Source organism: Companilactobacillus sp. HBUAS56275 (assembly GCF_036913655.1).
Classification (GTDB): domain Bacteria; phylum Bacillota; class Bacilli; order Lactobacillales; family Lactobacillaceae; genus Companilactobacillus; species Companilactobacillus pullicola.
Map to the genome: position 1 here is coordinate 751,529 of NZ_JAYKKK010000001.1, position 20,508 is coordinate 772,036.

15 protein-coding genes, 3 tRNA genes, 1 riboswitch and 1 other annotated feature are annotated in these 20,508 nt (G+C 36.2%); of the genes, 8 read left to right on the forward strand and 10 right to left on the reverse strand.

Going from position 1 to position 20,508, the window contains the following annotated elements:
• The first annotated feature begins 151 nt into the window (after positions 1-151).
• On the forward strand, positions 152-3,076 hold the full coding sequence (locus U8526_RS03495) for a hypothetical protein (RefSeq protein WP_334340580.1): 2,925 nt from the start codon (positions 152-154) through the stop codon (positions 3,074-3,076).
• A gap of 94 nt (positions 3,077-3,170) precedes the next feature.
• Positions 3,171-3,614, forward strand: coding sequence for an ASCH domain-containing protein (locus U8526_RS03500; protein ID WP_334340581.1), 444 nt, complete (start codon positions 3,171-3,173; stop codon positions 3,612-3,614).
• A gap of 57 nt (positions 3,615-3,671) precedes the next feature.
• Here U8526_RS03500 and mscL read toward each other — a convergent pair whose 3' ends face one another.
• On the reverse strand, positions 3,672-4,067 hold the full coding sequence (gene mscL, locus U8526_RS03505; RefSeq protein ID WP_334340582.1) for a large-conductance mechanosensitive channel protein MscL: 396 nt from the start codon (positions 4,065-4,067) through the stop codon (positions 3,672-3,674).
• Between the two features lie 185 nt (positions 4,068-4,252).
• Between mscL and U8526_RS03510 the strand changes: the two genes are divergently transcribed.
• Both U8526_RS03510 and U8526_RS03515 read left to right on the forward strand, forming a co-directional pair.
• Positions 4,253-4,642 (forward strand): hypothetical protein, encoded by a 390-nt coding sequence (locus U8526_RS03510; RefSeq protein WP_334340583.1) that lies wholly within the window; start codon positions 4,253-4,255, stop codon positions 4,640-4,642.
• 107 nt (positions 4,643-4,749) lie between these two features.
• On the forward strand, positions 4,750-6,123 hold the full coding sequence (locus tag U8526_RS03515; protein WP_334340584.1) for an FAD-dependent oxidoreductase: 1,374 nt from the start codon (positions 4,750-4,752) through the stop codon (positions 6,121-6,123).
• 185 nt (positions 6,124-6,308) lie between these two features.
• On the opposite strand, the gene U8526_RS03520 is transcribed toward U8526_RS03515, so the two are convergent.
• Positions 6,309-6,392 (reverse strand) — tRNA-Leu (locus U8526_RS03520).
• 66 nt (positions 6,393-6,458) lie between these two features.
• Here U8526_RS03520 and U8526_RS03525 point away from each other — a divergent pair.
• Positions 6,459-7,298 (forward strand): NAD(P)H-hydrate dehydratase, encoded by an 840-nt coding sequence (locus tag U8526_RS03525; RefSeq protein WP_334340585.1) that lies wholly within the window; start codon positions 6,459-6,461, stop codon positions 7,296-7,298.
• A 74-nt stretch (positions 7,299-7,372) separates the two neighbouring features.
• Here the strand turns inward: U8526_RS03525 and U8526_RS03530 are convergent, their stop codons facing one another.
• From U8526_RS03530 to U8526_RS03540, 3 genes are all read right to left on the reverse strand, one after another.
• Positions 7,373-9,010, reverse strand: coding sequence for a putative polysaccharide biosynthesis protein (locus U8526_RS03530; RefSeq protein ID WP_442886188.1), 1,638 nt, complete (start codon positions 9,008-9,010; stop codon positions 7,373-7,375).
• A gap of 379 nt (positions 9,011-9,389) precedes the next feature.
• Positions 9,390-11,804, reverse strand: a complete 2,415-nt coding sequence (gene leuS / locus U8526_RS03535; protein WP_334340586.1) for a leucine--tRNA ligase — start codon at positions 11,802-11,804, stop codon at positions 9,390-9,392.
• A 44-nt stretch (positions 11,805-11,848) separates the two neighbouring features.
• Positions 11,849-12,064 (reverse strand) — a binding site (T-box leader).
• Complete coding sequence (locus U8526_RS03540; protein WP_334340587.1) at positions 12,059-13,330, reverse strand: glucosaminidase domain-containing protein; 1,272 nt, start codon at positions 13,328-13,330, stop codon at positions 12,059-12,061. Its footprint overlaps the feature before it by 6 nt.
• 81 nt (positions 13,331-13,411) lie before the next feature.
• Between U8526_RS03540 and U8526_RS03545 the strand changes: the two genes are divergently transcribed.
• Complete coding sequence (locus U8526_RS03545) at positions 13,412-14,062, forward strand: phosphatase PAP2 family protein (RefSeq protein ID WP_334340588.1); 651 nt, start codon at positions 13,412-13,414, stop codon at positions 14,060-14,062.
• Here U8526_RS03545 and U8526_RS03550 read toward each other — a convergent pair.
• On the reverse strand, positions 14,009-15,484 hold the full coding sequence (locus tag U8526_RS03550) for an MDR family MFS transporter (protein ID WP_334340589.1): 1,476 nt from the start codon (positions 15,482-15,484) through the stop codon (positions 14,009-14,011). The two genes, U8526_RS03545 and U8526_RS03550, sit on opposite strands and share 54 nt — an antisense overlap.
• A 74-nt stretch (positions 15,485-15,558) precedes the next feature.
• Entirely contained in the window at positions 15,559-16,755 is a 1,197-nt protein-coding gene (gene metK, locus U8526_RS03555) for a methionine adenosyltransferase (protein ID WP_334340590.1), read from the reverse strand.
• Positions 16,753-16,829: riboswitch (SMK box riboswitch) on the reverse strand. Its footprint overlaps the gene before it by 3 nt.
• A 93-nt stretch (positions 16,830-16,922) precedes the next feature.
• Here metK and U8526_RS03560 point away from each other — a divergent pair.
• Positions 16,923-17,597 (forward strand): hypothetical protein, encoded by a 675-nt coding sequence (locus U8526_RS03560; protein WP_334340591.1) that lies wholly within the window; start codon positions 16,923-16,925, stop codon positions 17,595-17,597.
• Positions 17,598-17,673: 76 nt separating this feature from the next.
• On the opposite strand, the gene U8526_RS03565 is transcribed toward U8526_RS03560, so the two are convergent.
• Both U8526_RS03565 and U8526_RS03570 read right to left on the reverse strand, forming a co-directional pair.
• Positions 17,674-17,746: transfer RNA gene (locus U8526_RS03565), tRNA-Val, on the reverse strand.
• A gap of 4 nt (positions 17,747-17,750) precedes the next feature.
• Positions 17,751-17,822, reverse strand: a tRNA-Glu gene (locus tag U8526_RS03570).
• Positions 17,823-17,936: 114 nt separating this feature from the next.
• Here U8526_RS03570 and U8526_RS03575 point away from each other — a divergent pair.
• Positions 17,937-18,560 (forward strand): DNA-3-methyladenine glycosylase, encoded by a 624-nt coding sequence (locus tag U8526_RS03575; RefSeq protein ID WP_334340592.1) that lies wholly within the window; start codon positions 17,937-17,939, stop codon positions 18,558-18,560.
• On the opposite strand, the gene U8526_RS03580 is transcribed toward U8526_RS03575, so the two are convergent.
• Complete coding sequence (locus tag U8526_RS03580; RefSeq protein WP_334340593.1) at positions 18,555-20,354, reverse strand: heavy metal translocating P-type ATPase; 1,800 nt, start codon at positions 20,352-20,354, stop codon at positions 18,555-18,557. The genes U8526_RS03575 and U8526_RS03580 overlap by 6 nt on opposite strands.
• Between the last annotated feature and the right edge of the window lie 154 nt (positions 20,355-20,508).

A 20,508-nucleotide genomic window follows, 5' to 3' on the forward strand; every position in this document is an offset into this window, starting at 1 on the left:
CCCCTCAAAGCATGTTATTTATTAATATTTTTAATACAAATCTTAATATTTCGTGCTTCATTTCACATAAAAATGACTTCATTATCTTGAACCAGAAAAAAATTATTAAGATGATAAGATATCAAAATCATGTTTGAGGGAGTGCTACTTGATGAAATCAAAAAAGATATCTTTACTATGCTTATTATCATTTTTAAGCATTCTTTTCCTATGCTTTAAAACTACCACTACCGTTAAAGCTGCACCGATGACCGATGCTGATATTGCTGAACAATACCAACATAAAGAAAACACAGAACTAGTCATCAGTTACGTACTAGAGGAAAAGAAAGAACTAATTTTAAAAACCGATATCAAAGATGTCCTTGATATCGAAGCCTTAAAGAAAGAACTTGGGGAAAATAAAGTTAAAGTTGATAACGAAAAATTAGAAACAACTGTCACATTAGACAAAGCCGATTCTAATTCTTTCAAACTCTTCGTTAATAATAAAAAGCCATTTCAATTATCCGTTTTAAAATCTGATGGTGAAAATATTTTTGACTATGAATTAAATCAACCGGATCCATATTCCGACAAAACGTCTGACATTGATGATGCTGCAGACGATGCTAGTGAAGCCGGATGGATTTTTGCAGAGAATCTTCGTATCAGTGAAGGTCCTATCAAAGAATATTCTGACGGAACCAGTACCCGTCCTTATCTCTATTTTGGGGATTATAATTTTGCCATTCGTCGAGCATCAATCAGTGAATCTTACGAAACTAATGGTAAATCTCGTGCCAATAGTTTAACCGCTGCTAGTTCAGCTATCCTTTATGCCGAAAAAGGTAGCCGAATCACAGATGGCCCCGACGCCCCGGGTAATCACATCTATACTGATCACTATGGCGATAACCAAAAAGGTGATTACGACGCTGCCGAAATCATCAACATGGGACTTTCACCTTTAGGGGTTGAAGATCGACCAAGTGGTTCACCTAGGACCTTCATTTCTAATGACTTATTCAATTATGTTGTTCCATCAGATGGAAAAGGTGTACCCGGTACCTCTGGTCCTAATAAACTAGGTCAAAGTTATTCAATGCTCGACACGCCTAAGTTTTACTACCGCACCAATCCTCAAACTGGTTTGGAAGAACAAAAGATGGTTTTCAAACAGAAAGCATACTTTGTTAATAAAAAGAATCGTCCCAATCCTGAACTGACTACCACGATCAAACTTAGTTTCAATAAAATGGGACGTGTTGTTACCAATATCAAATTCAAAAATACTGGTAGTGATCTCTTCAAAAATTTCATTGGTTTCTCTAACCATGATCTGTCACTAAACGAAGACAACAAAGAAATTACTGACGCTAAGGGAAAAAGAATTGGTAACTATTTAAAATTACGTACCCTCGGTAATGGTCGTGGTATGTATATGCAATCAGAAGATAACCGTGTAAGAACAAGTTATTTTACAAATCAAACCAAAGGACCTGATGCTTGGGCTGCCCGTTCTACCAGCAGTTCCTACCTTGCTACCAAAGGATATAGCTATAATCCCGGATTAGTCGGTATCATTGCCGCCAGAGAAAGATATTATCCTTGGAAAATTGGTAAGCCTAAGAACAGTGGTTTCCCACTCTATACCTCTAATAAATTTTTCAACAAAAAAACTAATCGTTTCACATCTCCTTATGTACCTGACCACCTATTTAATGCCTTTGACGATCAATACGACTTTGGAGACTCCAAAAGGACCGATGCTGCTGGTGGAAGATTGGGAGCTAAAGAAGATGACAGTACTTGGGACACTGGTTTAACTATGCGAACGGCACCTCAAGATCTTTCTGCCGGTAAGACTGTTGAAATGGAATATACATCTCAAATCGACGTCCGAGGAAAAACATTCAGTCCTGTTATTCAATTAGATTTGAATGGTACTGATGACAATCCTCAAATCCTACCTATTAGCCAAAACGAATTGCCTTTAACTGGTATGTGGTACGACTTCGACAGTAACGACGTTACTATGTATTATTCAGTCGACAGCGAAGACCCAGAGGATTACAAAGTCTTATTTAAAGCAAAACAATCGGACAAAGATGCCGCTGTTGGTAAACATCATGAAATTACTGGACAAAAAATTCCACTTAACGAATTTAAAGAGAATAGACACAAACTACGTTTCTACATGAAAGATAACGAAGGTCACATCTCTAACATCAAAGAACATGTTATTAAATTCGAAAAACCTGCAACAGAGGAACCTCAAATTAGTGTGGTCTCTCCTGGATCGTCCAAAAAAGAACCATATAATCCTATGAGTCACAAAATTAATCTTGAGGGTTATTGGAACGACAAAGATAGCAAACAAATCAAAAGTATCTCTTATGTAGTAGATAACGGCGATGAAGTGATACTGTACGAAGATCTTGATAATCCTAAACCGGGCGAATCAAATCCTTGGAAAATCGAAGATCTAGATATTAAGCATGCAAACGACTTCGATATTCATACAGTTGAAATGCGTATTGTCGATACAGAAGATCATATCGGAAATGATTTCTTCTATTTCCGTCATGTAGCCGGAAGTTTAATTCTGACAGCTCCCGAAGAAATTGATTTTGGAACTATCTCCGTTTCACCAGCTAGTGAAAGCATGACACAGCCTAAAATCGATGAAGGCAAAGTTGTCTTGGACGACTATCGAGCTAAGGATTCTAACCCCATCGCTATCAGCCTCTCAATGAGTAATTTCTATCAAGAACAAGAGGATAATCACAACGATAACGACAATGGTGACGACTCCGGTTCCTCAGGCGATCCTGACGAACTTAGAAGTGATGAAGGTATCAGAAAACACCTACTCCATGACGTTTATTGGAAAAATAAAAAAGTAAACAGTAAAAATATTATTATCGGTAAATCAACTGGTAAAGTCGAATCCAATGAATGGGAATATTCAACGGATTTCACTAAACGACTTCTAAAAAATTTAAAAATTGGTTTCCGCTCTGGTCCCAATGGAGCACCTAACGGTAAATATGTCAGTCATTGGACTTGGCAAACCGTTGACTCAATTAAATAATTGAAAAAAGAAGACAAAACCCACAATCTGGTTTTGTCTTCTTTGGCTTTATACGATATTATTTAGTTAATATTTATATTTTGAGGTGTCACTTATGGACAAAGAAAAAATACATGATTATTGGTTCAATTTTTTGAGAGATAAGAATTCCCTCTATTACCCTTTGGGAGACATTACCATTTTCGGTGGTGAACCGGATGAATTAGCACATCTGGTTTACGACGGAACTAAGACGGCCACCACTTCGTCATACGCCCTCTATACCGCTGATGAATATATGCCTCAAGTTGGCGACTACAACATCATTTTAGATGGCAATGAAGAACCACTTTGTATCACAGAAACGCTGGTTACCGAAGTTATCCCATTTAAATATGTTAGTGCTGAACATGCCTATCATGAAGGTGAAGGTGATCGAACTCTTGAGTACTGGCGTGAAGTTCATGAAGACTTCTTCAAAAAGGAATATCAAGAAGCTGGCGAAGAATTCAATGACCTGATTCCTTGTCTATGTGAAGTATTTAAGCGTGTCTACTAATCTCACAAATACAAAAAGCGTTCATATTGACCAATAATGGTTGATATGAACGCTTTTTTAATTCTCGTGATGATCCTTTTCTTCCAAAGAATCGGAAATCTTCTTCAAATACATAACTATTTCTTCATCTTTGTTATCTTCTTCGGCTTCTTCTTCCTCTTCACGATTCTTGATGATCTTGTTCATCACTTTGACAATCAAGAAGACGACGAAGGCAATAATCAAGAAGTTGATGATCGACTCAATAAATGTTCCGTATTTGAACGTTGCGTCCCCCACCTTGAAAACTAGATTACTCAAATCAATCTTACCCAAGAATAAACCAATTAAGGGATTGATCAAATTACTTACAAGGGATTGAACGATAGCTGTAAAAGCAGCACCCATAATTACACCAACAGCCAAATCTAAAACATTTCCCCGGCTGATGAAATCTTTGAATTCTTTTATCATAATTATAATCTCCTAAGTTCTTTATACTACCTACAATTATGGGGTTTTAGTGGTCAATTTTGCAAATTTTTTAACATGACAATATATACAAATAGCATATTTAAAGGGCTTACATTTTTGTTTTTAAAATTTCTTTTAGACCCTTATAATGTAGATAGAATTCTCTATGAAAGTTGTGTGATCAAATGAATTATTTCGATATGTATAAAATGATTTTAGAAATTATAGCTGAACAGAATCCTCAAGATTTCCAGGAATTATTGGACGACTCACAAAAATATCCTCAGGTAAAAGAATATATTGCTAGTGACAACAACAATCAAATCCTCATCCATGATATGCAAGACACCGTGATCAGTATGATCAATGATGGTTTAATTTCAGGAATCATCAGTCCTTTGAAGTACGTAACCTTAATCAAGTTCAACGGTTTAACAATTTCTGGATTTCAATATTTAAAAAAATTAAAAAATGAGCTTAACAAGAACGAGATTAATGCTCTCCTAAAACAAAGTGACTTATCGCTGACACCAAGCAATTTAACTAAAGTCATTTCAAAAATAATTTTTAGTTAAGACTAAGATAGTCACATTTGTAAACTAAGTTAGTAATTGACACTCCTCTTAGTAAGAGTTATTCTTAGATTGTAATGATTCTTATTAAGAAATTGGAGGTTACTTTTATGTCAAAGACTAAAGTTGTTATTGTTGGTGCATCACACGGCGGTCATCAATCCATTTTGGAGTTATTGAAACGCTATGATGATATTGATATCAAACTATTTGAGGCTGGAGATTTCGTTTCATTCATGTCCTGTGGTATGGAACTCTATTTGGAGAACAGTGTAACTGATGTTCACGATGTTCGTAATTTTAAACCAGAAGATTTTTCAGCCAATGAAAATGTTCAAATTTTAAATAATCATCAAGTAACAAAGATCGATGCTGATAAAAAAGTTATTACTGTTATTAGTACTAAAGACAACAGTAGCCAAGAATATCCTTACGATAAATTGATCTTAAGTTCCGGTGTAACTCCTAAGTCCCTTCCTATTCCAGGAAACGACCTCAAGAACGTCTTCTTAATGCGTGGACTCGATTGGGCAACTCAAATCAAAGCCAAATTAGAGGATTCAAACGTTAAGAATATTACCGTCGTCGGTGCTGGTTATATCGGTATTGAAGCCGCTGAAGCTAGTGTCAAAGCTGGTAAAAATGTCACATTGCTTGACGTAATCGATCGTCCTTTAGGAACTTATCTTGATAAAGAAATGACTGATATCCTTGAAAAACATCTCGAAGATAAAGGTGTAAAGGTCGTTACCGGCGCGCACATCCAAGAGTATGTTGGTAATGATGCTGTAACTAGTGTCAAAACAGATCAAGCTGAATATCCTAGTGATCTAGTCATTCAAGCCGCTGGTGTTAAACCTAATACTGACTGGCTTAAAGGCACAATTGATCTAGATGATCGTGGCTGGATCAAGACAAACGAATATCTTCAAACTAACCAAAAAGACATCTATGCCATCGGTGACGCTACATTGGCTTATTCAATTCCTGCCAATAACCATGTTCCAATTGCCTTAGCAACTGTAGCTCGTCGTGAAGCTAGATATGTTGTAAAACACTTATTTGAAAAGAAACCCGCTCTACCATTCGCTGGCGTTGTGGGATCTTCAGCTTTGAGTGTCTTTGACTATCATTTCACTGAAAGTGGATTAAATAGTTTTACTGCTCAACGTTCTAACGTGGAAATCAAGAGTTCCTTCTATCAAGGAAGCCTCAGACCAGCCTATGTACCTGCTGGAAAAGATAATCCTATTGTTTCAGTCCAACTATTCTTCAATCCTAGTTCACACGTTCTCTTAGGTGGTGCCGTTCTTTCAACATATGACATCACAGCTCAAGGAAACGTTTTGGCTCTAGCAATTCAACATAAATTGACCGTCGAAGATCTAGCTGATGCTGACTTCTTCTTCCAACCAGGCTTTGACAGACAATGGAGTATCTTAAACGTAGCTGCTCAACATGCCTTAGGCGAAAAAGATTTCTAAAATTACTGCTAAAAAGTGTTCACGCTTTGTGAACACTTTTTTTGATTTCTACATATTTTTCTTATCGTGCAAACTTTCGTGCAAAGTCGATTGCATTTTTATGGATTTTAAGCAAAATAAAAAGAACTAAATCCTTTATTATCAAGGGTTTTAGCTCTTTATGAAATTCTATGAAACTATTAAAATGCCACTGACAAGAGTCGAACTTGCACCTAGAAACCTAGACAGCGACCTGAACGCTGCGCGTCTGCCAATTCCGCCACAGTGGCAAAATATATAATTAACTTCCGATATATATTACAATTAAAATGATACTACAAATGGAGGTACTTGTAATGGAAAAAATTAATAAGAATGTTTTAAATCAGGTAATTACACAAAGAAATCCACAATCTTACAAGGGAAATTACGGTAAGATTCTTATTATTGCCGGTTCAACACACTTTGGTGGAGCCGCCATTCTCTGTAGCAGTGCTGCAGTCAATAGTGGTGCTGGCCTAGTTACTGTGGCTACTACTCCAGAAAAATTTACCGCCATTAACGTAAGAATTCCAGAAGCCATGACGATCGACTATCATCAAAAAAACGATTTAGCACAGGCCATTCAAAATAATGAAGTCATTGCTATTGGACCAGGTTTAGGTACCTCCTCAATTGCTAAAGGATTAGTCAAAGCGGTTCTTAGACTAACCAATGAACATCAAACACTAATCTTAGATGCTTCAGCTTTAACTCTTATTGCCCAAGAAAACATTCCATTAGAGACTAAAGCCAATATCGTTATGACGCCTCATCAAGGTGAATGGCAAAGACTTTCTCACCTTCCCATTAATGAACAAACTCCAGAGAATAATTTTAAACAATTACAAAGTCTAAATCCTCAAGCTGTTTTAATCTTAAAAAAACACTTATCTGAAATTTATTATCAGGATCAAGTTTTCCAAATTCAAGCCGGAAATCCTGGCATGGCAACTGGCGGTATGGGTGATACTTTAACCGGAATTATGGCAGGATTTATCGGTCAATTCGGTTATTCCCTTGAAACCATTTCAGCAGCTCTACTAATACACAGTTTAATTGCGGATAAACTTTATAAAGATAATTACGTTGTTTTACCTTCAAAGATAATCGATAAATTGCCTAAATATATGAAAAAGTTTGGTCAAACAAAATAACAGCCCCTATTAACTATTCAAGACATTGTACTTGAACAACTTAATAGGAGCTGTTTTCATTTAGTATCTAAATTTTATTTAATATTAAAAATTCTTCTAATACCTGCTACCTTTGAACCCAATATCTTATCGGCTAACGATGTCTTAAGTACCAAGTAGCCGTAAATCACTCCACCAAGACCTGCTTCAAGAATCAGAACTACCACACTGATGATTCGATCTGAATTGCCAACGAAGTGGAAGACAACCCAGTTAACGAACATCACTGAAATGAACATGATCAACGAGAACAAAATAATTCCACTAATTCGACGTGAAAGTCTACCAGTCTGGAATGGGTAACTCGAGTGTAATTCTCTTAGCATCAACCAAGAAACTACAGCCATACCGATACTCGTTGCCACCAACGGACCAAATTCATGGAAAATTCCAATCATTGGCAATTGCACAACCACCTTAACAATAAAGCCATAAACGAAATATTTAATTGCCAATTTGTTGCGATATAGCGCCTGTAAAACGGCGGAAAGAACGGTGAAAAGCCCTAACAGAATAGAGATAACCGATGAAAATTGTAACATCAGAACACCCAATGCATCATAACGATAAAATGTCGTCCATAATGGCTGAGCTACAGCGTACATCCCTAATGAAGCTGGAATCATAATGAAGAAGAACAATTCCAAAGTATTCGAAATCTGATCTTCAATCTTTGCCTTATCACCTTTGGAGTATAATCCAGACAAAATTGGAACAGCCGTTACAGCCATTGCTGAAGATAAGGAAACGATGATCATAATTAATTTGTTAGCTTGGAATCCAAATAATGAATAGTAGTTATCCAATTGAGCTCCTGTAGCATTAACAAACATTCGCATAAATTGATTAAATGTTGATTGATCAAACAAGTTAAAGAATGTAATACCGGCATCTAAAATAATGAATGGTACCGCTTGTTCAAAGATTTCACGCGTGAAGTTTCTTTCATCTAAATTCTCAACAGGTTTACTGTTTCTAGAAAGTTGCCTCAGTTTCGGTAATTTTTTGAGAATTGCTAGAACTAAAATAGCAATAGCAACCGCCGCACCGATAAAAGCAGCAAATGTTGATTGAACAACGGCGTTAATATAACTTCCTTTATTAACTACCATAATCAAATAAGTCGCTATCAACATATAAATTACACGTGCAATTTGTTCAATAAATTGTGAAATAGCCGACGGTGCCATGTCTGAATAACCTTGTAAATACCCTCTAAGAATACTCAAAACTGGAATAATCAAAACAGCTACCGCTAATGATTTGATAACTGGAATACTTCGTGGGTCACCATCAGTAAATAACGTTGCTAAAACTGGTGCTCCAAAGAACATCACTGCTCCAAAGATAACACCCATGAACGTCATAATCTTGAGTCCATGTTTAAATAGTTTATTACCAGTTGAATACTGATCCAAAGCATTGTAATGAGAAATCTGTTTTGAAATAGCACCCGGAATTCCGGCTGTCGAAACAATCAAGAATAAACTGTAGATATTATATCCTTTTGCAAATAAAGCATTAGCTGCTGGATAATCAGAACCCATCCATGCCATCCATGGAATAATATATATTGCACCTAAAATACGAGAAAAAATACTACCAGCTGTCATCCAGGCTGAACCCTTTAACATCGTATCTTGAGACGATACTTCGGGATCCATTACTGGCATTACTTCTTCTTCATCATGGCTTTTATTTCCGCCCAAAACTTGCACCACCTTAAAAACTATCCATTTAATTATAGCAAAGTTCTCATCCTAAAAATTTTAAATTACTCTTAATTTATTAAAAAAGCAAATTAATTTTTCTTGCTTCCTGAAAATTTCAGACAATTTTACAAAAAAATCGCTATTCTCCACCACCCAATTAATGATAGAATATTATTCGTTGGATATTTAGGCAAAAATTATTATTCATTTACACAAAAAAGTAGTTTCACGCAATTATTCATTTGATACAAGTATCAGCCCTCACCCTTTAATGTCCAATTTAGTCTGATATTCAACCTAAAAAGGCTTCGGAATAAAATTCCGAAGCCTTTTTTGTTTGTTATTTAACAACAATGTTAACGATCTTGTTAGGAATAACAATTACTTTGACAATATTCTTACCTTCAGTAAACTTCTTAACTTTTTCATCAGCAAGTGCCAATTTTTCTAATTCATCTTTAGCTGTTCCTGTAGCTACTTCCAACTTATTTCTAAGTTTTCCGTTAACTTGAACGATTATCTCAACTGTATCTGAAACCAATTTGCTTTCATCATATGTTGGCCATGCAGCGTATGAAATAGATTCAGAATGGCCTAGTTTATTCCAAATTTCTTCCATCATATGAGGAGCAATCGGTGCCAAGAGTTTAACTAATCCTTCAGCGTAAGCCTTAGGCATTGTATCAACCTTATGTGCCTCGTTAACAAAGACCATCATTTGAGAAATGGCTGTATTGAAGCGTAAAGCATTGTAATCTTCTGTAACTTTCTTAACTGTTTCATTGTAAACTTTATCAAGTTTACCGTCATTTTCATCAGTTAGGAAATCATCACGCAATGTACTGTAATCATCATCATTGATGAAGAGATTCCAAACACGATCCAAGAACTTGGCTGATCCTGATAGTCCATTTTCAGACCATGCAATTGATGCATCCAAAGGACCCATGAACATTTCATAAGTTCTCAAAGTATCAGCACCATATTGTTCAACGACATCATCTGGATTAACTACGTTACCCTTTGATTTAGACATCTTTTCGTGACCCTTACCTAAGATCATCCCTTGGTTATATAGCTTTTGGAATGGCTCTTTAGTTGGGACAACACCCAAGTCATACAATACCTTATGCCAGAATCTTGCATACAATAGATGTAGAACCGCATGCTCAGCACCACCGATGTATAGATCAACTGGTAACCATTGTTTCAATAGATCGTAATCAGCTAGTTGCTTGTCATTATGTGGATCAATGTATCTCAAGTAGTACCATGAAGAACCAGCCCACTGTGGCATTGTGTTAGTTTCACGACGACCTTTACGACCATTCTTATCAACTACATTTACCCAATCAGTTAAGTTAGCTAGTGGACTTTCACCAGTACCTGATGGCTTAATATCATCATCTTCTGGCAATACAAGTGGAAGTTCATCTTCAGGAACAAGTGAAGTTGTACCATCTTCCCAATGAATAACAGGAATTGGTTCACCCCAATATCTTTGACGAGAGAAGACCCAATCACGTAGACGATAATTGACTTTCTTTTCACCAATACCCTTATCTTCTAGATATTCAACCATACGATTGATGGCATCTTCTTTGTTCAAACCATCTAAGAAGTCAGAGTTGATGTGCTTACCGTCGCCAGTAATTGCTCCATCTTCAAGATTACCTTCAATAACTTGTTTCATTGGTAGATTAAATTTCTTAGAGAAAGCATAATCACGGTCGTCATGAGCTGGAACAGCCATAACAGCACCGGTACCATATGTAACAAGAACATAGTCAGAAATCCAAACCGGAATCTTATCACCATTAACAGGGTTAATAGCATAGGCACCAGTGAAGACACCTGTCTTTTCATCATTCAAATCAGTTCTATCTAGATCTGACTTGTGGGAAACTTCTTCCTTATATGCATCAACAGCTGTTTTTTGTTCCGGTGTAGTAATTTTATCAACAAGTTCATGTTCTGGTGCAAGAACCATATATTGAACACCAAAAGCAGTATCTGGTCTTGTAGTAAAGATATTGACCTTTTCATCATGATCAACTAGTGGGAAAGTAATTTGTGCTCCAACTGAACGACCGATCCAGTTTCTTTGCATTTCCTTAATACTTTCAGGCCAGTCGATATCATCCAAGTCATCGATCAATCTGTCAGCGTAGGCCGTAATTTTTAGCATCCATTGGCGCATTGGTTTTCTGATAACTGGGAAACCACCACGTTCTGTCTTACCGTCAATGATTTCCTCATTGGCAACAACAGTTCCTAGATCTGGTGACCAATTAACGGGAACTTCTGCTTCATAAGCTAAACCTTTTTTGTACATTTGTTCAAAGATCCATTGTGTCCACTTATAGAACTTAGGATCAGTTGTTTGAACTTCACGGTCCCAATCATATGAGAAACCTAATGAATTAATTTGACGCTTGAAATTTTGAATATTTTTTTCTGTAAAATCAGCTGGAGTATGACCTGTATTCAAAGCATATTGTTCAGCTGGTAGTCCAAAAGCATCAAAGCCCATTGGATGCAAAACATTGTAGCCTTGAGCACGTTTCATTCTAGCAACAATATCTGTTGCTGTATATCCTTCTGGATGTCCTACGTGAAGACCTTGTCCTGATGGGTATGGGAACATATCCAAAGCATAAAAGTTCTTCTTGTTGGGATCATTGGTCGTCTTGAAAGTGTCATGTTCCTTCCAATACTGTTGCCATTTCTTTTCAACGGTGTTGTGATTGTACATATTTTTCCTCCTATACAAAAAAAGTCCTATGATTAAATATTTAATCATAGGACGAGTTATCGCGTTACCACCTAAGTTCCGCACTAAATAAGTACGACTCTCAAAATCCTTAACGAGGATCAAACGCAGTCACTTACTTAGTTTCGGCAACTATGATTAGTGGACGAGTTCGAAAATAAAAATCTACGCATTCACATCACCATGCGCTTTCTGAATAGTATTTTTATAATCTACTACTTCCGTTGCTTTATATCTTATACCAATAATGTTTGTCCGACAACTAATAAATCTGAATTAAGATTATTTAATTTCTTAATATTATCAATTGTTGTGCCAGCTTGTGAAGCAATAGAGTCGATTGTGTCGCCACTTTGAACGGTAACTGACTTCTTAGTTTCATCAGTTGAATCATTATTAGAATTATTGTTGCTATAATCATTTTGAACATTAATTGCATTCGAATCTGAGTCAGAATCGTTAGATGGAACGTACTTCTTTACTCCACTACGTTCATCTTGAACAACCACTGGAGCTTGCTTGCTACCATAGACATCCCCAACATTACCAACATCACTATCTTTATCAGTTTTATTAGCGGTATTAACCATCGTTGCACCGTTAGTTGTATTAGTCGTTGATGTTGCGGTTGTAGCAGCTTTGCTGACAGTTAAAGTCTTGCCTGGATAAATATAATTATCAGTCTTAAGGTCATTCATATTCATCAAATCTTCAGCTGAAATATTAAATTTATCAGCGATTGATTGTAAAGTATCACCTTCAGCAACTGTGTAAGTCTTATTAGATGCATCATCGAATTGCGTTAGATTGTACTTTTCAATCATGCTATTCAACTTATCAGCGTATGTCGTATCGGTAGCATAACGGCCAGTCAAAAACTTTGTGGCATCTTTATAAGAATCCGTATTACTCTTCCAAGCACCGGCATACAATTGTGAATTACCTGTTGTCCCACCTCTTAAAAGTGAAACATAGTCTTCTAGTGATTCCTTATATGAAGGATACTTTCTAAAGTTAGAACTGATTGAATAAAGATTTCCTGTCCCATCATCTTCTTGTGTACCCATATTAACTGATGCACCGTCATATTCACCCTTGATACCAAATAGATTGTAGTTAGGAGCACTAGCCAAGCCACTAGTTCCCCAGCCACTTTCAATCATAGCTTGAGCAATCATAACTGATGCATAAAGGTCGTTGTTTGAGGCAAGCTTTCGAGCAGAGTTACCAATGTAATCGATAAATTGTTGATCTCCTACACCTTTTGAACTTACTGGAGTAGTTGTAACTGCTGAGTTTTGAGATAACAAATTATTTACAGATAAAGCTTCAGCTTTAACAGGCGTTGGAGTGGAGATATTGGCAACTTCAGCTACTGCAGCACCAACAAACATACTAGAACCTAATATGGTCATATTCTTACGCAAGTTTGCATTCTTGCTTCTTTTATTATTTAATCTAGTCAATCGACTATCTTCGATTTTTCTTTCACGACGTGTAATAACCATAAGTATTTTGCTCTCCCTCAAAGTCTTTATACTTTATTATATTTCTTAACAAAATCTTAAACAATAGAGAGACTAAAAATTATGAAAATATCTAAAAAATTATCCCTTTTATTAATCATTTTAGTAATATTTTTTACTTTCTGGAGTATAAATGTGGCTCAAAAAAGTTCAATCATTACTAATTTCGATGCAAGTTTTATACAACAAATTTACCATCATAATCAATTTTCACTTAGCATCTTCAGACCAATCACTAACCTTGGCGACACATTTCCCACAATAGCAATTGCAGCGATATTTTTTATCCTATTAGTAGTTAAAAAATATTATTACGCAGCTATCTATTTAGTCTTGAATAAAGTCGTCGTTGCCCTATTCAACAGTCTAATAAAAAACATAATAGAACGACCTAGACCAAGTCATTACCATTATGTTTATGCTGGTGGTTATAGTTTTCCAAGTGGTCATTCAGCAAGCTCATTTGCATTATATATATCACTTCTAATTATTAGTCTTTATATTTTCAAGCAACTAAAGATCAAAGCAATCATCAGTATAATGACAATTATTATGGTACTACTCGTTGGTTACAGCCGGATTTTTTTAGGGGTTCACTATCCCAGCGATGTGCTAGGTGGTTACACCCTTGCAGCTATAATCATAACTTTTAATACTCTATTATTTAGAACCAAGGATCTTTCGATTCTTCAGCTCAAAGGCATTAAGAATTAAACCCAACACTAATAGTACAAGAGATGCGACATAAATATTGTGCAATCCTGAAAAAAGAATTTGTCTCATTTTGGGCAAAAGCTGATGTGGCAAGGAACTTGCAGTTTGTGGATCAATCAATTTATTCATCATGTCGACCGAAATGTTCTTGTTTTCCGCTGCTCCTCGTGCCAAAGCTGAATTTAAAATAATTCCGTAAACAGAGACCATCATTGATTGACCAATAGTTCTCAACAGTGTATTGAAACTAGTTGCTACCCCAACATTTTCAGGATCAACAACAGTTTGAGCCGTGACAGTTGTTGTTGTGATTGTTAAACCAAAGCCAAGTCCAGCCACTGCAGCTAAGCCACAGAAGTAAATAAATGGCGTCGTAGGCCCAGCCATTAACAACAATCCATTAGCAACAGCTAAAAAGAAAAGACTTATGTAAATGACACGATTGGGTGCCATTTTTTTTATTAAAGTTCCAGCCCAGAATGATCCAAAAATCCATACCAGTGAACTAGGCGTAACAGCAAATCCACCCATTGATGGGCTCAAGCCTAGGATTCCTTGCATCCAAGTTGGAATATAAGCTTCAAAACCAATTAGGAAACCACTAACGATTAAGGCTAACAAGTTTTGAATAACAAAAGTTTTATTTTTAAACAATTCCAAAGGCAGAATTGGATCCGCCACATGCTTTTCAACATGAATAAATAAGAAAATAGAAACGATGGAAACGACTGTCAAGCCAATTGGTAAAAGAACATTACTACTACCTATATTTTGTAGTGCCAACATTAAAGGCAATAAGATCATAATTAATAAAATAGTTCCCGCGTAATCAATTCTTAATTTCTCATGTTCACGTTTTTCTTCTTTAAAGAATAACCAGATCAAACTCATTGTCAGTAAACCAACCGGCAAATTAATTAAAAAGACCCAGTGCCAGCTTAATTTTTCAACAATAAAGCCACCTAATAATGGTGCAATAATAGCGGCAATTCCCCAGGCTGATCCGTTAAATCCTAAAATTTTGGCACGTTTTTCCAAAGGATAAATATCAGCAATAATCGTAAATGTTAATGGTTGAATGGCACCTGAACCAATACCCTGAACCACACGTGCAAGAATTAATGTCAACATTGAATTAGACATTGCACAAAGTGTAGATCCAATAACGAATAATACTAAACCAATCATCAATACTGGTTTTCGACCTATGATATCGGATAATTTTCCATAAATTGGTGTTGCTACGGCTGTCATCAATAAATATATTGAGAAAACCCAGTTCATCAAACTTACCCCATGCAAACTCCCAATAATGGTTGGCATAGCTGTCGAAACGATCGTACCCTCTATCGCTGTCATAAATGTGGCAATAAACACGGCAATCGTGACAATTACAACATTTGATTGATTCTTTTGTGTCATTAAATAACTCCTCCCATAAAAAAAGAGACCTTCCCTAAAGTTTAAACTTTAAAGAACGCCTCTGTAATCACCGATTAAATTTTCAAGAAACTCTTAATATCTTCAACTTTATCAAGTTTTTCCCATGGCAAATCGATATCTGTACGTCCGAAGTGACCGTATGCGGCCGTCTTCTTATAGATTGGTCTTTGTAGATCAAGCATCTTAATGATACCTAGTGGACGTAGGTCAAAGAACTTATTGATAACTTCTTCAATTTGTTCTTCTGAAAAGTCACTAGTACCGAATGTATCAACGTGAATTGAAACAGGTCTGGCAACACCAATAGCATATGCAATTTGAATTTCAACCTTTTCAGCAACGCCTGCTGCAACAAGATTCTTTGCGATATATCTTGCAGCATAACTTGCTGAACGGTCAACCTTAGTAGCATCTTTACCAGAGAAAGCACCACCACCGTGACGAGCAAAGCCACCGTAAGTATCGACGATAACTTTACGTCCTGTAAGTCCGGAGTCTCCTTCTGGTCCACCGATAACGAAACGACCGGTAGGATTGATCAAGATCTTAGTCTTATCATCAATCATGTTACTTGGAACAACTTCATCAATGACATACTTTTTGATGTCTTTTTTGACTTGATCCAAACTAGCTTCAGCTTTATGTTGCGTACTGATAACAATTGTATCAACACGAACTGGATGATCGTTACCATCATATTCAATTGTTACTTGTGATTTAGCATCTGGCATCAAGTAATCAATTGTACCGTTCTTTCTTACTTCAGCAGTCTTTCTCATTAACTTGTGAGCAAGAGAAATTGGTAATGGCATGAACTCTTTTGTCTCATCTGTGGCAAATCCAAAGACGAAACCTTGATCACCAGCACCAATTTGATCCAATGGATCAGCATCTTGGTGGTTATCACGACGTTCAAGAGCGTCATCAACACCTTGTGCAATATCAGGAGATTGTTCATCTAGTGCTACCAATACGGCGCAACTATTACCATCAAATCCTGGGTTAGAACCATCATAACCGATATCGGTAATGGTCTTACGAACAACACTTTGAATATCAACATATGCGGAAGTTGAAATTTCACCAACAACTAGGACTAAACCTGTTGTAACAGTTGTTTCGCATGCAACACGTGCATCTTTATCCTTTGCTAAAATAGCATCAAGAATTGCATCACTTATTTGATCAGCAACTTTATCTGGATGTCCTTCTGAAACTGATTCAGAAGTAAATAAATAATTTTTTGACATAATTTTTTCCACCTTTTCGGTTACAGGGCCTCTCCTCGCAAAAAAAGGATCCCATCAGGAACCTCTTAATAGGTTAACACAAACTTTAATGTTTTTCATAAAAAATCAGCGATTGACGTCAAAGTTTTCTTACATTAATATGGCTTTATAAGTATAAGGAGCTTCACATGAACAATTTAAAATCTAAAAAACTATTAGCATCCCTTATTGAATTTATTAGCTATCATATTTTTCCGTTTATTTTTATTTTTGTACACAATTTGAACAATTATACTATCCACGGTTTTCTAATTATTATGATTGCGATGGTGGCTCTCTATAAGGAATATATTATCACTTTAAACCCTAATAAATATTTTCATTTGTTATATAGTGCAATTTATTTATTGTTAGCGATACTATCGATTCATTCACTCAATAAATTCGTTATTATTTTGGTTTTCGTGCAATTAATCTTCCTATATATGTTGAAATATTTGCCCGATTCTTATAAAAATATAGCTTCACTGATTGAGGATTTTATCGTACCTAGTTTTATGTCTATCGCTCTAGCCTTTACATATATGCATTTTATTTCAATTAACTTTGTTGTTCCTCTTCTATTAATCAATTTAGCTTGTGTTATGATCGATTACTTCGAAGGTACTAGATACGACTATTTACAACTAATCGTTCTTTCAATATTATCATTCATGCTCTTCATACTTAATTACATCAATATTTGGACGGCAGCCATTATTATTATCTTTGTTGTTGTTATGTCTCTTCTTAAGAAGTATCAAAAATTTTCTCAACCTAACTTGTTCTATCGTGTCATCGGTAATATTATTCTTATCATTTAGAATTTCATTCATTTGGAATTCTTTTTTAATACAAAAAAACATCTAACTTTCGTTAGATGTTTAAAGGTTTTTGGTATGGAGGATACAGGGATCGAACCTGTGACCTCCTGCTTGTAAGGCAGATGCTCTCCCAGCTGAGCTAATCCTCCAAAATGACCCGTACGAGATTTGAACTCATGTTACCGCCGTGAAAGGGCGGTGTCTTAACCACTTGACCAACGGGTCATAAATATTTATTTATGTATTGCTCTCTCAAGCACAAGAAATATAATACAATAATAATAAAGACGTTGCAAGAGGTTTTTTAACTTTTTTTGAAAAATGGGAGGAATTTACATTTTGGATATACAAAAGTACTTTGAAAACGCGGAAACAATGGACTTAGCACAGGATATGCTCGGTCATACTTTTACATATAAATCTGATCAAGGGACATTTTCTGGACTAATCGTAGAAACTGAAGCTTATCTTGGACCAATCGATATGGCTGCCCACAGTTACAATGGACGTCATACTAAGGCAAATGATCCACTATATCAAGCCGGCGGTACTATTTATATTTACTCGATTCACAGCTGGTTAGATATGGATATCAGTATTCAAAAAGCCGGGACCCCAAACGGTATTCTGATTAGAGGTTTACAACCAATTGAGGGAATTGATTTAATGGAAAAAAATCGTAGTAAAACTGGTTTTGATGTTACTAATGGCCCCGCTAAGTGGATGGCTGCTTTTGGTATCACCGATAAATCATTGTCTGGGACTGTTCTAAATGAACATAACTTTATTTTCTCCGAAAAAAAAGTCCAGACTCCTCAAGAAATTCTAGCCACACCTCGAATTGGCGTGAAGAATAAAGAGCCTTGGACTTCAAAAAATATGCGTTTTATTGTTAAAGGTAATCCTTACGTTTCAAAATTACCTAAGAAAGAAATGAATCTGGATACTTATGGTTGGTTATAATTTATCGCTTCTTGCTCTTAAAGCATAAAGGATAGCTACTGTATCAACCACTTCTTGGAGCATTGCACCGATGATAGTTGGAATTAATCCAAATCCAGCTATGATCATCAAACCAATACAGATGAAAATCCCAATCAACACAGCTTCTTTGGCCACTTTCATCGTATCGTGTGCAATTTTAACGGCCGTGGTTACTTTACTCAAATCATCCTGCAAAATAACTGCGTCGGCTGATTCACTAGCAGCATTAGCACCTTTATAACCCATTGCTATACCAACATCTGCTAAAGCTAAGGCGGGAGCATCATTAACTCCATCCCCTACCATTACAGTTGGATGGTACTCTTGACCTAATCCTTTAATAATTTCAACTTTATCAGATGGTAAACTTGATGGAAATGCCTTTGTAATACCTACTTCGGAAGCAACTAATTCGGTTGCTTCTTTTTTATCGCCAGAAATCATTAAAATATTACTAATACCGAAATTCTTTAAATTTTGAATCGTTGATTTAGCTTCTGGTCTTATCTGATCTAACAAACTATAAACTCCCGCATAGGCGCCATCAATTGAAACATAAACTCCAGATCCAGTCACCGAATCAACTTCTTCATCTGTTACGAATTCGGCTTGACCAACTCTGACTTCCGTTCCATCAATTTTTCCAACAATTCCTTCTGCAGTGGTTTCCTTTAAGTCATCCACTGGCAATAACTCTAAATTGTGTTTCAGAGTAAAATCAACAATCGCTTTAGCCATGACATGACTTGAGTTCTGCTCTACAGACGCTGCGTAAACCATTACTTGTTCCTTGCTGAAACCATTAACAGACTTAAAACCATCCACAATCAATCTGCCTTCAGTAATAGTCCCTGTTTTATCGAAGGCCACTGTCTTCGCAGAGTTCAATTTTTCCAAAGCCGTTCCTGACTTAACAATGATTCCATTCCTACTTGTCCGACTCATACCTGAAACAAAAGCAATCGGTGCAGCCAAGATCAAAGGACAAGGTGAAGCCACAACTAAAACTTGAGCAATTCTAATTGGATCTTTAGAAATATACCAAGCAATACCAGCAATAACATAAGCAATTAGTGTAAATGGTACGGCATAACGGTCAGCCAATCTAACAAAATGTGCTGGATGAGTTTCGGATTCTCTAACTAACTTAACAATTGCTTGATACTCTGAATCAGCCGCAACCTTTTCAGCTCTGATTTTAAAAGGTTTCTCACCATTTATAGAACCAGACATAACATGTGAATCTTTACCTACTGCTACCGGAACTGACTCACCCGTTAGAGATGATTCATCGATTTCAGAAGTTCCGTCAAAGACTACTCCATCAACTGGCACTTGTTCTTTAGGACGAATCAATAACTCGTCGCCAACCTTGACATCATCGATATCAACATCCTTGATTTTCTGATCAATAATGAGATGTGCCTGCGAAGGAGTATTATCTAAGAGTGATTTCAATTCACTTTTGGCCTTATTAGCTGCATACTCCTCTAGGGAATCTCCACCTGTCAGCATCAATAAAACAATCCAACCGGCCCAATATTGCCCCAATACGATTGTCGCTACAATCGCTGTAATAGCCAGTAAATCTACACCGAAATTACCAGATTTAAGGACTTTGATCATATCGACAAACATAATTAAAGCTAATAATAATCCCAGAATACTAATTATTAATTGAGCATAACTAGGTAAATGGAAAATAAACTCCAATACTGCTGCAATAACACCAATCGTTAGCGTCGCATACAATTTAATCTTATCGGAATTCATAAAATCACGTCCTCCCTTGTAATACTTTTCATTAGTATAATTATACAATTTTACCAACTATAAAAATAGTATTTAGAGACATAATTTGGAATGATTCTCATTTAGACTCATTTATCAATTTATAATTGAAAAACATTTGATCAATAACGGCGTT

Coding starts and splice junctions, on each gene's coding strand:
- U8526_RS03560 (WP_334340591.1), top strand. CDS start 16,923: ATGAACAATTTAAAATCTAAAAAACTATTAGCATCCCTTATTGAATTT.
- U8526_RS03550 (WP_334340589.1), bottom strand. CDS start 15,484: ATGACACAAAAGAATCAATCAAATGTTGTAATTGTCACGATTGCCGTG.
- U8526_RS03545 (WP_334340588.1), top strand. CDS start 13,412: ATGAAAATATCTAAAAAATTATCCCTTTTATTAATCATTTTAGTAATA.
- metK (WP_334340590.1), bottom strand. CDS start 16,755: ATGTCAAAAAATTATTTATTTACTTCTGAATCAGTTTCAGAAGGACAT.
- U8526_RS03495 (WP_334340580.1), top strand. CDS start 152: ATGAAATCAAAAAAGATATCTTTACTATGCTTATTATCATTTTTAAGC.
- U8526_RS03525 (WP_334340585.1), top strand. CDS start 6,459: ATGGAAAAAATTAATAAGAATGTTTTAAATCAGGTAATTACACAAAGA.
- U8526_RS03580 (WP_334340593.1), bottom strand. CDS start 20,354: ATGAATTCCGATAAGATTAAATTGTATGCGACGCTAACGATTGGTGTT.
- U8526_RS03510 (WP_334340583.1), top strand. CDS start 4,253: ATGAATTATTTCGATATGTATAAAATGATTTTAGAAATTATAGCTGAA.
- U8526_RS03540 (WP_334340587.1), bottom strand. CDS start 13,330: ATGGTTATTACACGTCGTGAAAGAAAAATCGAAGATAGTCGATTGACT.
- U8526_RS03530 (WP_442886188.1), bottom strand. CDS start 9,010: ATGCCAGTAATGGATCCCGAAGTATCGTCTCAAGATACGATGTTAAAG.
- mscL (WP_334340582.1), bottom strand. CDS start 4,067: ATGATAAAAGAATTCAAAGATTTCATCAGCCGGGGAAATGTTTTAGAT.
- leuS (WP_334340586.1), bottom strand. CDS start 11,804: ATGTACAATCACAACACCGTTGAAAAGAAATGGCAACAGTATTGGAAG.
- U8526_RS03500 (WP_334340581.1), top strand. CDS start 3,171: ATGGACAAAGAAAAAATACATGATTATTGGTTCAATTTTTTGAGAGAT.
- U8526_RS03515 (WP_334340584.1), top strand. CDS start 4,750: ATGTCAAAGACTAAAGTTGTTATTGTTGGTGCATCACACGGCGGTCAT.